At 55.8% G+C, this 11907-nt stretch carries 13 protein-coding genes; 8 read left to right on the top strand and 5 right to left on the bottom strand.

What is annotated here, in order from left to right; genetic code table 11:
• Positions 1 to 21: 21 nt before the first annotated feature.
• The 4 genes from IEW66_RS00670 (at position 22) to IEW66_RS00655 (ending at position 3623) form a co-directional block, all read left to right on the top strand.
• Positions 22 to 732, top strand: a complete 711-nt coding sequence (locus tag IEW66_RS00670; RefSeq protein ID WP_188679448.1) for a TrmB family transcriptional regulator — start codon at positions 22 to 24, stop codon at positions 730 to 732.
• A gap of 47 nt (positions 733 to 779) precedes the next feature.
• The gene (locus IEW66_RS00665; protein ID WP_188679446.1) at positions 780 to 1646 is read left to right on the top strand and encodes a deoxyribonuclease IV; all 867 of its coding nucleotides are present in this window, start codon (positions 780 to 782) and stop codon (positions 1644 to 1646) included.
• Complete coding sequence (locus IEW66_RS00660; RefSeq protein WP_188679443.1) at positions 1643 to 2845, top strand: DUF1015 family protein; 1203 nt, start codon at positions 1643 to 1645, stop codon at positions 2843 to 2845. The genes IEW66_RS00665 and IEW66_RS00660 overlap by 4 nt, the downstream gene beginning before the upstream one ends.
• Before the next feature lie 103 nt (positions 2846 to 2948).
• Positions 2949 to 3623, top strand: a complete 675-nt coding sequence (locus IEW66_RS00655) for a helix-turn-helix domain-containing protein (RefSeq protein WP_229657399.1) — start codon at positions 2949 to 2951, stop codon at positions 3621 to 3623.
• Here IEW66_RS00655 and ftsY read toward each other — a convergent pair.
• Genes ftsY through IEW66_RS00640 form a run of 3 tightly spaced genes read right to left on the bottom strand, consistent with a single transcriptional unit; the run spans position 3612 to position 6159 of the window.
• On the bottom strand, positions 3612 to 4499 hold the full coding sequence (ftsY, locus tag IEW66_RS00650) for a signal recognition particle-docking protein FtsY (RefSeq protein ID WP_188679441.1): 888 nt from the start codon (positions 4497 to 4499) through the stop codon (positions 3612 to 3614). The genes IEW66_RS00655 and ftsY overlap by 12 nt on opposite strands.
• Positions 4500 to 4501: 2 nt before the next feature.
• Positions 4502 to 4909: a prefoldin subunit alpha gene (gene pfdA, locus IEW66_RS00645; RefSeq protein ID WP_188679439.1), complete on the bottom strand. Its 408-nt coding sequence runs from the start codon at positions 4907 to 4909 to the stop codon at positions 4502 to 4504.
• A 2-nt stretch (positions 4910 to 4911) separates the two neighbouring features.
• Complete coding sequence (locus IEW66_RS00640) at positions 4912 to 6159, bottom strand: phosphoglycerate kinase (RefSeq protein ID WP_188679437.1); 1248 nt, start codon at positions 6157 to 6159, stop codon at positions 4912 to 4914.
• Positions 6160 to 6313: 154 nt separating this feature from the next.
• Here IEW66_RS00640 and IEW66_RS00635 point away from each other — a divergent pair, with 154 nt between their 5' ends.
• Entirely contained in the window at positions 6314 to 7048 is a 735-nt protein-coding gene (locus IEW66_RS00635; RefSeq protein ID WP_188679436.1) for a sugar phosphate nucleotidyltransferase, read from the top strand.
• On the opposite strand, the gene agl3 is transcribed toward IEW66_RS00635, so the two are convergent.
• The gene (gene agl3 / locus IEW66_RS00630) at positions 7018 to 8217 is read right to left on the bottom strand and encodes a UDP-sulfoquinovose synthase (protein ID WP_188679434.1); all 1200 of its coding nucleotides are present in this window, start codon (positions 8215 to 8217) and stop codon (positions 7018 to 7020) included. The two genes, IEW66_RS00635 and agl3, sit on opposite strands and share 31 nt — an antisense overlap.
• 113 nt (positions 8218 to 8330) lie before the next feature.
• Here agl3 and IEW66_RS00625 point away from each other — a divergent pair, with 113 nt between their 5' ends.
• Entirely contained in the window at positions 8331 to 8939 is a 609-nt protein-coding gene (locus IEW66_RS00625; RefSeq protein ID WP_188679432.1) for a MarC family protein, read from the top strand.
• A gap of 8 nt (positions 8940 to 8947) precedes the next feature.
• Here IEW66_RS00625 and IEW66_RS00620 read toward each other — a convergent pair whose 3' ends face one another.
• Positions 8948 to 9616, bottom strand: a complete 669-nt coding sequence (locus IEW66_RS00620) for a helix-turn-helix transcriptional regulator (RefSeq protein ID WP_188679430.1) — start codon at positions 9614 to 9616, stop codon at positions 8948 to 8950.
• Positions 9617 to 9718: 102 nt separating this feature from the next.
• Between IEW66_RS00620 and sufC the strand changes: the two genes are divergently transcribed.
• Positions 9719 to 10462 (top strand): Fe-S cluster assembly ATPase SufC, encoded by a 744-nt coding sequence (gene sufC / locus IEW66_RS00615; RefSeq protein ID WP_188679428.1) that lies wholly within the window; start codon positions 9719 to 9721, stop codon positions 10460 to 10462.
• Positions 10463 to 11905, top strand: coding sequence for a Fe-S cluster assembly protein SufB (sufB, locus tag IEW66_RS00610; RefSeq protein ID WP_188679426.1), 1443 nt, complete (start codon positions 10463 to 10465; stop codon positions 11903 to 11905).
• Positions 11906 to 11907 lie beyond the last annotated feature (2 nt).

The following is an 11907-nucleotide window of genomic DNA, read 5'->3' as shown; positions in this document are numbered from 1 at the left end:
ACATACACTATCTTTCCAAACATGCCCCTTGACCCGGAACAGGTGTCCAGGATCCAGGAAAACCTCAAGATGTTAGGGTTGTCCGCCTATGAAGCCCAGGGGTTCATAGCACTGGTCTACCACGGTGTGGCCAACGCGGACACTGTGGCGGACACTGCCCAGATCCCGCGCACCTCCGCCTACAAGGTCATGGAATCCCTGGTGAAGAAGGGCTTTGTCAGGGAGACAGAGGGGAGGCCCAAGATGTTCAAGCCAGAGGACCTGAACAAGCTCGAGGACGAGATCTCCAGCAAGGTCAGGTCACTGTTCGAGGACCTCAGGCAGGTGAGGGCGCTGCAGCCTTCCAAGGGCCAGCCGCAGCTGGTCTACACGATCTACGGAAGGCAGAACGTCATGATGAAGATAGGGGAGATGATAAACCTCACAGAATCGGAGATATTCATATGCACACCTAAGGTGAAGGAGATAAGGACTGAGATGAGGAAGGAGATAGAGAATGCCATCAAGAGGGGGGTAAAGCTGATATTTGTTACCCCTCCGAACAAGAGGGTGCCCCCGAACATAACAGTATACAGGAAGGAAGGGCTCATAGCCACAGATATAGTGAGTGACAAGACCAGGGCGCTCCTGGCCGGGGCGGACCTCGATGCCTGTGGCTACACCGACAACCCAGCCCTGGCCCTGCACGTCTACCAGTTCATAACGATGATGATGCGGGACGGTGTATCCTGAGGTGTGCCCCTGCTCAACTTTTTATAAAACACCGCATTCAGATTGACGTGGCTCGCAGTGTGACCGATTCGATCCTCCTCGGCGGGCACGTCTCCACGGCAGGGGGGCTAAGCACTGCCCCGGAGAGGGCCTCGAGGTTCTCGTTCAGGACTTTCCAGATCTTCTCGAAGAACCAGAGGCAGTGGAAGAGCAAGCCCCTTGAAGATAGCGACGTCTCTGCCTTCAGAGAGGGCGTGAGGAGCATGGGCATGAAGGGCGTCATGGTCCACGCTTCCTACCTCCTGAACCTTGGCTCCCCAGATCCGGACCTCAGGGCCAAGGTCCTGGATTCATTTGCAGATGAGTGCAGGCGGGTGGCCCAGATAGGTGCGGAGTTCCTTACATTCCATCCGGGCTCATCCAGGGGCACGTCTGTGGAGAAGGCCATAGGCCTCATCGCGGAGGCCATCGACGCCAGCGTGCCAGAGGGCTTCAGTGCCCACATCCTCATAGAGACATCTGCAGGCCAGGGAAATTCAGTGGGCCACACGTTTGAGCAGCTGGCCCAGATAATCGACAGTTCCTCCAGGAAGGAGGTACTGGGCATATGCTTCGACACCTGCCACGTGTGGGCAGCAGGTTACGATATAAGGAGCAGGGAGGGCTACATGGAGACCATGGACCAGTTCAAGAGCGAAGTGGGCCTCCAGAGGCTCATGGGCTTCCACCTGAACGACTCGAAGCAGGGGCGCGGGAGCAGGGTCGATAGGCATGAGCAGATAGGCCAGGGAACACTTGGCCTCGAGGGGATATCGAACTTCGTGAACGACAGGAGGTTCTCCGACATACCCATGATCCTGGAGACGCCACTGGGGGAGGAAGGATACGGGATGGATATTGAGGCCATACAGGGCGTGCTCAGTGATCCGGAATGAGGATTGAGCCTTTCAGGCCCCTGGTCTTCAGGGACATCGGCAGTGCGGTCACATCGCCACCATTCGACACGATCTCTCCGGAGCAGGAGAGGCAGCTGAAATCAAATCCCCACAACATATCTCACCTCACGCTTCCTGGCCCTGACGGCCCCGGGGAGTCTGCGAGGCTCCTGAGGGAGTGGATAAGGGAGGGCGTACTTGTAAGGATGGCCAGCGATGCCGTCATTGTGCTGCAGCAGTCCTTCAGGATGGGCCACGAAAGGATATCCAGGACGGGCGTGATATGCAACGTTGAGGTCTTCCCGGACAGGGGCGACATAATACCGCATGAGAGGACATTCGAATGGGCAGTACAGGAGAGGCTCAGGGTAATGGAGGCCACTGGGAGCCATCTGGAACCCATATTCCTCACCGTCCAGAACAGGAACCTTGAGAGGGTGCTGCGCAGGGCAATGCAGGCGTCTGACCCAAGGGAGTTCGAGGAACCCATTGGGGTTATGAATTCAGTCCACTTCGTGACCGATGCTGACATGATCAGGGAGATCCAGGAGACGCTGAAACATGACAGGGCTGTGGTCGCAGACGGGCACCACAGGCTGGAGGCCACACGCAGGCTCGCGGCCAGGGCCGGCACAGGCTGCGGGTCTTTCTGGTCAAGGGTGATGGCCTACGTGACCACAATATATGACAGGGGCCTCCTCATATCGGGCATACACAGGGTCATAGTTGACGCAGGGCCGTTTTCGCAGTACAGGAAGAGGATGTCGGACTTCTTCAGGATGGGCACGGAGGGTAGCGTGCAGAGGCAGGACATAATGTACGTTTATGACGGCCAGTTCCACTCACTTGAGCCTACACCGGCAGCCCTGCAGATAATCGAATCCCTGGGGAGGCAGGCAACTCCCATTGAGCTGCTGAGCCAGGTGATAATGAAGAGGGTGCTCTCCATAGATGAGGAAAGGCAGCCCGGGGCTGTGCGCTACACCCATGACCTCTCGGCAGCAATATCAAGCGTGGACAGCAAGAGGGCCTCCTTCTCAATCATAATGCCACCATGGAACAAGGAGCAGTTCATGGCCGTCGTATCGTCAGGCCACCTGCTCCCGCAGAAGTCCACCTACTTCTACCCCAAGATACCGTCAGGCATTGCGATAAACGGGCCGCAGGAAGCCGACACACTGAGGTGCGGCCTCCCATAGACCTCCAGTTGGGTCCAGCCATTTCCATGGCCTGCGTGTTGGAATCGTCAAAAGACGATTCTGCATACGGCAAATTTTTAAATAATAAAGCTCTTAGCGATCCGTGGAGCTCGAGGAGAAAATAGCCGGAGAAATAACGATGTCCGACAACCCGGGCAAGACCATAAAGAAGTGGAGGGAAGAGTTCAGGATCTCGCAGCTGGAGCTTTCGGAATACCTCAAGATCACGCCATCGGTGATAAGCGACTATGAGAAGGGCAGGAGGAAGTCGCCGGGTGTCGCATCCATCAGGAAGATAGTTAACGCCCTCATAGAGATAGACAAGGCCAGGGGAGGCCCGGTGATAAGGCGGTACAGCACAGGAGTGCCCTCCGACGCCCTGATAGACATAAAGGACTACAACCATGACATAAGCCTGGAGAGGGTCATGAGGCTCATAAGCGGAACCAACTGCTCCTCCGTGGGCCTCAACAGGTACATCAGGGGATACACGATCCTGGACGGGGTCAAGGCCATACTCTCCTTCTCATACTCGGAATACTCAAAAATATACGGCTGGTCAAGCCAGAGGATCATATTCTTCACAGGCGTCAAGATGGGGAGGAGCCCAATGATTGCCATAAGGGTGCACCCACTCAAGCCGGCAGCGGTTGTCTACATCCAGCCTGACAGGGTGGACGAACTGGCAATAAAGCTGGCCAACATAGAGAACATACCCCTTCTCAACACAGACCTGGACGTCAAGACAGTGTCGCAGATAATGTCGTCACTCAGGTGACGGCACTATCCTGTTCGCGTACCACACAGGGTCAAAGGGCATGAGGTCGTCCATGCCCTGTCCCACGCCTAGATAGTATATGGGCTTGCCGACCTCCTCTGCGACCGTTATGACAGCACCGCCGCGTGCGTCTGTATCCAGCTTGGTCAGTATCACGCCGTCGAATCCCACAGCCTCTGCGAAGGCCCTGGCCTGGTTCACTGCGTCCTGGCCAACGACGGCGTCTATGACCAGGAGGGTGAGGTCTGGCTTTGCCACCCTCTTTATCTTCTTCATCTCGTCCATCAGGTTCCTGTTGGTCTGCATCCTCCCTGCAGAATCTATGAGCACGAAGTCTATGCCCCTGGAAGCAGCGTGCTCTATTGCGTCGTAGGCCACCGCAGCCGGGTCACCGCCAGAGCTGTGCTTTATGACGCTGACGCCCACCTGCTCCCCCAGTATCGCTATCTGCTCTATGGCACCTGCCCTGAACGTGTCCCCTGCGGCTATCACGACCCTCCTGCCGCTCTTCTTGATGAGGTGCGCCATCTTGCCTATGGTCGTTGTCTTCCCTGTGCCGTTTATGCCTAGGAAGAGGATCACGTATGGCTTCTTGGCCTGCTCCATTATGTCCACCGGTGGCCTGGCGCCCTGGAGCATCTCGACAACGACGGAACGCAGGGCCTCCCTGAGGTCGTTCATGCCGACCTTGCGGCCCATGGCCCTGACCCTTTCCTCCATCCTCTTCACGATCTTCTCCGCCGTCTCCAGAGAGACGTCTGCCTCGAGGAGGATCTCCAGGATCTTCTCCTCCACCTCTGCCCTCTTGACTACCTCCTCGCTGCCACCGCCCCGGCCGAAGAGTGCTGCAAACTTCTTCCTGAGGCCATCAAACATCTCTATCTACCCTGAGCGGATGCCTGCACAAGGGCCAGGAGGTTGTTGTACCTTATCGTGAGCTCATCCCTCTGGGCGTAAAGCCTGCCCAGGCTGTCCTTTACCTCCTCCTCGTTGCTTTTCAGCCTCTTCACGGCGTCCTCTGCGCTCTCCTGTATGTACGTGTCAGAGCCTATGGGCACCATGACCTTTTCCTCAAGGTTGAGCTTAGCGTCCACATATATCCCGGCACCTATGGATACGCGCAGGCTCTTCGATGACCTGAGGCTGGCATCCTCAAGGATCGACCTTGCCCTGATCATGTCTTCCAGCGCCCTGCTGAGTACCTGTATCTGTGCCTCCGTTGTGTCTATGAGGCCCTTGATGTACTGTATCTGCTCTGCCACATCGACTTGCTCTTCCCCGGCCATGTTCACCTACCCTTGAAAATTGCACGGCTCTCCTTGAGCGCTTCCAGTACTGGCATTTTCTCACCGGATAAATAGCTTATCAGTGCGCCACCACCCGTGGACGCATGTGTTATCCTGTTGATTGCGCCCAGCTTTTCCAGAGCGCTCAGTGTGTGCCCACCACCTGCCACGGTTATGCCGTCGCTGGAGGCAACAGCCCTGAAGACCTCGAAGGTGCCGGCGGAGTACTCCTCTATCTCGTACATTCCCATGGGGCCGTTCATGAAGATGCCCCTTGCGGATGCAACCATCTCGGAGTACTGCACTATTGTATCCACGCCTATGTCTGCCAGGATCTGGTCATCGGGCACCGGTTCCGTCAGTATGTGCCTCTTCCCTGAGGGGCTCAGGACACCGTCCACGGGCATCACGATCCTGTCGCCGTAGTCCCTAAGGAGCGAGCGGCAGGTCTCGAGGAGCTCCTCATAGTTCTTGTTGTTTTTCTTTATGAACTCCATGTTCTTCTTCCCTATGTGCCTGCCGGCCGCCCAGAGGAAAGCGTTTGCGACCACGCCGCCGGTGATGACCCTGTCAACGAGGCCTGACCTGAGGAACGACCTCGCCACCTTTATGGAATCGTCGATCTTCGCGCCTGCCAGTATGGCGTACTTTGGCCTGTCCCTGCTCCTCAGGAACCTGTCGAGCATGGACACCTCCCTCTGGATCAGCCTCCCCGCAACGTTTGGCCTGATCCTCCTGAAGCCAACAAGCGAGGTCTGTGCCCTGTGTATGGCCGGAAAGGCGTCTATCACATAATAGTCGAAGAGCTTCGAGAGGTTCTGCACGATATGGGTCCTCTCCATGACCTCGATATCCTCTGTATCAAGGTTGGCCTCCTCCGAATAGAACCTGGTGTTCTCGAGCATGATTATGTCTCCGTCGGACATAGAGAGGACTTCCCTGCTCACCCTCTCTCCGAATAGCTCGTCGATGAACTGTACCCTCCGGCCGAGAACCCTCTGCATCTCCATGGCATGCTGCCTCAGCGAGGTGAAGTCCTCCTTCCCAGGTCTGCTCTGGTGCCCTACAAGGACAACCTTGGAGTGCCTTAGGAGGTTTACAGTCTCCACATGGGAGCGGAACCTCGAGGAACCTATGATCTCGCCGGTTATGGGGTTGATGGGTGAGTTAATGTCCAGCCTGACGTATACCCGCCTGCCATCGAACTCGTAGTCGTCCATGGTGAGGAACTGGCCATCGTAACCTTCCATGCTACCTTGATCTCACGGTTCGATTATAAAGATAGCCACATGGGGCACCACCTATCATAGTGAAATGGCCTCCGCAAAACCTCCCATCCACTTGGTGCCAGGGAAAGTGCTTCTCCAATGCCGCCAGGCACATGCTATTTTTAGGTCGTGCCCCATGACGGGAAGCATGTACGGCCTGGTGACCGCGGCTGGCCTCGGGACACGCTCTGGCCTTGACGGTAAGCTCAGGAAGGAACTCCTCCCGGTGTACGACAGGAGGGATGGCAGGCTCGTCCTCAGGCCCATGATCGACTGCGTCATAACGAGGATGCTCCAGGTGGGTTGTGAGCACGTTGTCTGCGTCCTCGATCCCAACGATACGTGCACAGAGAGCTACGTGAGCAGGAACTTCCCCGAGTGCGAAATAGTGTTCCAGAGGGAAAAGACAGGTTACGGGGAGGCTGTCAGGATAGGCCTCTCCAGGGTGAAGGGAAGCAAGTTCCTCCTGAACGCGGGCGACGGCATCCTCCTGAAAACTAGATCCCTGGCATCACTGATGGAGGCAGGCTCAAGGGCTGACATGGCCCTGTGCCTCATGGAGGTGGACGACCCGAGGAGGTACGGGGTTGCGGTTGTGGATGGCGAAAGGGTGACGGGTGTGGAGGAAAAGCCGCACACCCCAAAGAGCAAACTGGCCATGTGCGCTGTCTATGTCCTGCCCACATCAATAAGGTCGAAGCTTGCGGGAAGGCAGGAGCTCACCCCTGCAATTGACGAGGCCATACGCGGGGGCCTGGCTTGCACATACGTCAGAGTGGAAAGGGAGGACTGGGCAAGTGTTGGCACAAAGGAGAGCTACCTTGATGTGCTCAGGAGGAGCTACGATTCCTCCACCACCTTCTCCCCCTGAACCAGGCCCCTGCTCTCCTTCCAGAACGTCCTGGGCTCTATGACCTCCCTCATCGAGAGTATCTTGTCCCTGAACTGTGATAGGTCCTGGAGCATGAGCTCAACCTCATCCCTCAGCTCCTTCGTCCTCCTGAAGCCCAGCTTCTTCAGGTTCTCATGGATAGGGTTGTAGTAGTGCTCCTCCTTCTCCACCCTGGGGTTCTCGACGTGCTTTATTTCCGCAATGCCTCCGAACTCCTCCTCATAAACTTCCTTCACGATTGTGGCGAGCTTGAGGACGGAGTAGTGCTCGTCAAACTGGTTGAACACCCTGTACTCTCCCCTGTCCGGGGGGTTCTCCGCTAGGAGGGTCAGGCACTGCACGCTGTCTTCAAGGGATATGAACCCTCTGGTCTGCCCGCCTTTGCCGTAGGGCGTTATAGGCAGGTTTGCAATTGCCTGCGCGCAGAACCTGTTGAGGGCGGTGCCGAACACCTCGTCCACATCAAACCTTGTGTAGAGGCCAGTTTCGACAATCTCTGGCGTCCTCGTGCCGTATACGACCCCCTGCATCACATCGGTCACTGAGAGGTTCCACACCTTGCTCGCGAACATGAGGTTGTTAGAGTCGTGCACTTTTGTCCAGTGGTACCAGGAACTGGCGAACTTGGGGAACGGCAGGTAGTCCCTCCTTCCATTGTATTCAACCTCGAAGAAACCCTCAGGTATGTCTATGTTGGGGGTGCCGTATTCACCCATTGTCCCCATCTTCAGTATGTGGGCCTCAGGCACGATGTCCTTCACCGCGTATATCAGGTTCAGGGTGCTCACGATGTTCTTCACCATGGTCTCGGTCGCCTGCTTGAGGCCAATCATGGAGTACGGTGCAGACCTCTGCTCCGCAAGGTGCACGATGACATCTGGCCTGCTGGCCTCAACAACGTCGTACATGAACTTGGCATCGCTCACGTCACCCCTGAAGAATGTGACCTGCTTCTGCATCCTGGCGTGCAGCTTCTTGTTCCTTATGCTGAAGGGCTCAATCGGCAGCACGGAATCTGAATGTACCTCCTTCACACGCCTCCTGGTAAAGAAACTGTCCACACCGTATACCATGTGCCCCCTTTTCAGGAGCCTCAGTGCGAGGGGCCAGCCTATGTAACCGTCAACACCGAGTATCAGGACGTTCATGATGAAACTCCATTCATTACTAATTTAAAATGTTTTATCTCTAAACCTTTAGGTACATAAGTTTTTGCGATTATCTGGGAACATTTAATCCTAACCAGCGATAACTCCCGGACATGGCATCCCCCACCATAGAGTTCCTGAAGGTGTTCATACCGCTGTTCGTCGTTATCGACCCGTTCGGGAGTCTCGTCATATTTGTAGCCGTGACAGGTACACTGAGCGCGGAAAAGAAGGAGAGCGTGAGCCGTGAGGCCTCACTCTACGGTGCCGCCATCCTCGTGTTCTTCGCGCTTGTGGGTGGGTACATAATCTACTTCTTCGGCATATCAATAGCAGCACTTGAGATCTCTGGCGGCCTGATACTACTGATAATGGGGATAGAGATGGTGAGGGAGGGAGACAAACCGCCATCGGCTGGCGGCAGCTCAGTGGAGGACGTCGGTATAGTACCACTGGCCACGCCCATGCTTGCTGGCCCTGGTGCCATCTCCCTCGTCATAATCCTCATGAAGGGCTCTGTGGTGACCAAGGCCTTCACCCTGGTTTCCATCGTCATACTGTTCGCACTCGTCTACCTGTTTTTCCACTACTCTGTGCGGATAGCCACCATGATGGGCCCGAGGCTCATTAAGGCGATAACCAGGATATTCGGACTCCTTGTGGCGGGTTTCGCCATACAGTACATGATAGATGCGCTTATACTCTTACAGGTCCTGAAGTAATGGGCTGCTCATAGGTCGATCTCGACAACGCACCTCTTTCCGCCGTCAGAGAAGGTCTCGCTTATCCTCGCCTTGCTGCTCAGGCCCTTGGATATTACCTCCCTCTCTAGGGAACTGCATATGAACCTGTTGCTCGCCTTCGCCAGTTCGTAAAAGATGCAGTTGTGCCTCACTATCCTGACGCAGTCCTCGCCTATCTCCAGCCTGGCGTAGTAGCCAAGCCTGTTGAGCATCGAGACGAACTCTCCGAGTTTTCTGATCTTGCCCTCCCTGGTCGTCCCCTCATCCAGGTTGCCGCTCCACCCGACGCTCTCAACAAGCCTGTCCGCCATCCTTGAGAGTATGGCGTTGAGCCTTTCCTGCCCCAGCTCCCTCTCGACCTCCTGGAGCAGGAGCGCAGAAAACTCAGCATACCTCTTGGGGAAGAGCTCCATTCCCTTCTCTGTTAATTCATAGAACTTGCCTGGCCTTCCGGAGCTCTGGTGTTTGAAGTAGGACCTTATGTAGCCTTTCTTCTCAAGCGTCTCCAGGTGTTCCTTCACTGCTGTCTTGTTTATTCCCAGGAGTTCCGATAGGGAGCCTGCGCTCCTCTCTGAGGTGCTCAGCTCCCTCAGTATCTCGGCCTTCACAGGGCCGAACAGCGTAGTTAGCGAATCCTCGAATCCCTGGTTGTCCATTTACATGGAATGTATACAAACTTTGTATTTATACTTTGGTCACTTTAGACATTTCAAAGTGTTTAAATATGTTAAACTGATGCTCTATTTGGTGCTATCAAGATGAGCGAACTGATCATCAGGGATCTCAGGGCGACCGTGGAAAACAAAGAGATCCTCAAGGGAGTTAACCTGACAGTGAGGGGTGGCGAGATACACGCACTCATGGGGCCCAACGGGGCCGGCAAGACCACCCTCGGCAGCGTGCTGATCGGTCACCCGAGCTACCAGGTGACTGGGGGGCAGATACTGCTGGACGGGAAGGACATAACTTACGCAACGCCCGAGGAGAGGGCAAGGGCAGGCCTCTTCCTGGCATTCCAGAACCCCATATCGATTCCGGGCGTCAAGATATCAACGTTCCTTAGGACCGCATTCAAGCAGCTGCACCCAGAGGACAAGACCGGTGTGAACGAGTTCTTTGACAACGTGAAGAAACACCTGAAGAAGGTCGGCCTAGACGAGAGCTTCCTCTCAAGGGCCGTGAACGACGGCTTCTCCGGAGGCGAGAGGAAGAGGTTCGAGATATTGCAGATGATAATACTGAGGCCCAAGATAGTGGTGCTTGACGAGATCGACTCGGGCCTGGACGTTGATGCCCTCAAGCTGGTGGCCGATGAGATAAGGGAGTACTACAGCCAGGACGTGGGCTTCCTGATCATCACTCACTACCAGAGGATACTGAAGAACATCGAACCTGAGTTCGTTCACGTGCTTATAGATGGAAGGATCGTGAAGGATGGCGATAAAGAGCTCTCCCTCAAGATCGAGGAAGAGGGTTATGACTGGTTGAGGAGTGTGGCGTAAATGGAAGTTGAAGTGTCAAAGGAGGAGCAGATCGAGAGGCTGCTGGAGGAACTGAAGAGCATAAAGGGCGCTGACTGGGAGTTCAGCGATCCCGTGAAGCCTGTTTACTCTACGGGCAGGGGCCTGACAAGGAAGGTGGTAGAGGAGATATCGGAGATAAAGAAGGAGCCGGACTGGATGAGGAGGCTCAGGCTGAAGGCCTTTGAAATCTTCCAGTCCAAGCCCGTGCCCACCTGGGGTCCAGACCTCTCGGGCATCGACTGGGACAACATAGAGTACTATTCGAAGCCGGATGACAGGAAGGTGAACAACTGGGACGAGGTGCCAGAGCAGATAAAGGAGACGTTCAGGAAGCTCGGTATACCGGAGATGGAGCAGAAGTACCTGGCGGGCTCAGTGGCACAGTACGACAGTGAGGGCGTCTACCACCACCTGAAGAAGACCTGGGAGGAGAAGGGCGTCGTCTTCATGGACCTAGACTCGGCCGTGAAGAAGTACCCTGACCTTGTGAAGGACTACTTCTGCAAGGCTGTCCCGTTCACGGACAACAAGTTCGCCGCACTGAACGGTGCAGTCTGGTCCGGTGGCTCATTCCTCTACGTTCCCAAGGGTGTGCACATAGACCTGCCACTCCAGACTTACTTCAGGATGAACGGCGAGTCCACGGGCCAGTTCGAGCACACGATTGTTATCGTGGACGAGGGCGCCTCCGCTCACTACATAGAGGGGTGCACTGCACCCAGGTACGAGAGGAACTCGCTACACAGCGCCATAGTTGAGATATACGCAAAGAAGTACTCGAAGGTGAGGTACACGAGCGTCCAGAACTGGTCCAAGAGCGTCTACAACATGCCTACGAAGAGGGCATGGGTCGACGAGGGCGCACAGATGGAGTGGGTCGGCGGCTCCCTTGGCTCCAAAGTCACAATGATATACCCGTCATCGTACCTGAGGGGCCCGTACTCAAGCACGCACAACCTCAACATCTCCCTTGCAGGCCCTGGCACCGTGAAGGACACGGGCGCGAAGGCCCTCCACCTGGCCCCATACACCAGTTCGAGGATAGTGGCCAAGAGCATAAGCATAGAGGACGGTAAGGCCATATACAGGGGCCTGCTGAGGATGAACAAGGGTGCTGTCTACTCCAAGGCACACGTGCAGTGCGATGCGCTCCTGATAAACGACGAGAGCACTTCCTACACCTTCCCGCACGATGAGATCTACGAGCCAACGGCTACATTTGCGCACGAGGCCACGGTGGGCAGGATAGGCACGGAGGAGCTCACCTACCTGAGGTCCAGGGGCCTCAGCGAGGACGAGGCAAGCTCCATGATAGTGCTGGGCTTCCTTGACGACGTCATGAAGGAAATACCCATGGAGTTTGCTGTGGAGATGAACAGGCTCATAAAGCTGGAGATGAACAAGCTGGGCGCAGTGGGATGAGA

Source organism: Thermogymnomonas acidicola (genome assembly GCF_014646795.1).
GTDB lineage: Archaea > Thermoplasmatota > Thermoplasmata > Thermoplasmatales > Thermoplasmataceae > Thermogymnomonas > Thermogymnomonas acidicola.
This window is presented reverse-complemented; position numbering and strand designations above follow the sequence as displayed.

Coding starts and splice junctions, on each gene's coding strand:
- IEW66_RS00670 (WP_188679448.1), top strand. CDS start 22: ATGCCCCTTGACCCGGAACAGGTGTCCAGGATCCAGGAAAACCTCAAG.
- IEW66_RS00620 (WP_188679430.1), bottom strand. CDS start 9,616: ATGGACAACCAGGGATTCGAGGATTCGCTAACTACGCTGTTCGGCCCT.
- IEW66_RS00625 (WP_188679432.1), top strand. CDS start 8,331: ATGGCATCCCCCACCATAGAGTTCCTGAAGGTGTTCATACCGCTGTTC.
- pfdA (WP_188679439.1), bottom strand. CDS start 4,909: ATGGCCGGGGAAGAGCAAGTCGATGTGGCAGAGCAGATACAGTACATC.
- ftsY (WP_188679441.1), bottom strand. CDS start 4,499: ATGTTTGATGGCCTCAGGAAGAAGTTTGCAGCACTCTTCGGCCGGGGC.
- IEW66_RS00660 (WP_188679443.1), top strand. CDS start 1,643: ATGAGGATTGAGCCTTTCAGGCCCCTGGTCTTCAGGGACATCGGCAGT.
- agl3 (WP_188679434.1), bottom strand. CDS start 8,217: ATGAACGTCCTGATACTCGGTGTTGACGGTTACATAGGCTGGCCCCTC.
- sufC (WP_188679428.1), top strand. CDS start 9,719: ATGAGCGAACTGATCATCAGGGATCTCAGGGCGACCGTGGAAAACAAA.
- sufB (WP_188679426.1), top strand. CDS start 10,463: ATGGAAGTTGAAGTGTCAAAGGAGGAGCAGATCGAGAGGCTGCTGGAG.
- IEW66_RS00640 (WP_188679437.1), bottom strand. CDS start 6,159: ATGGAAGGTTACGATGGCCAGTTCCTCACCATGGACGACTACGAGTTC.
- IEW66_RS00635 (WP_188679436.1), top strand. CDS start 6,314: ATGACGGGAAGCATGTACGGCCTGGTGACCGCGGCTGGCCTCGGGACA.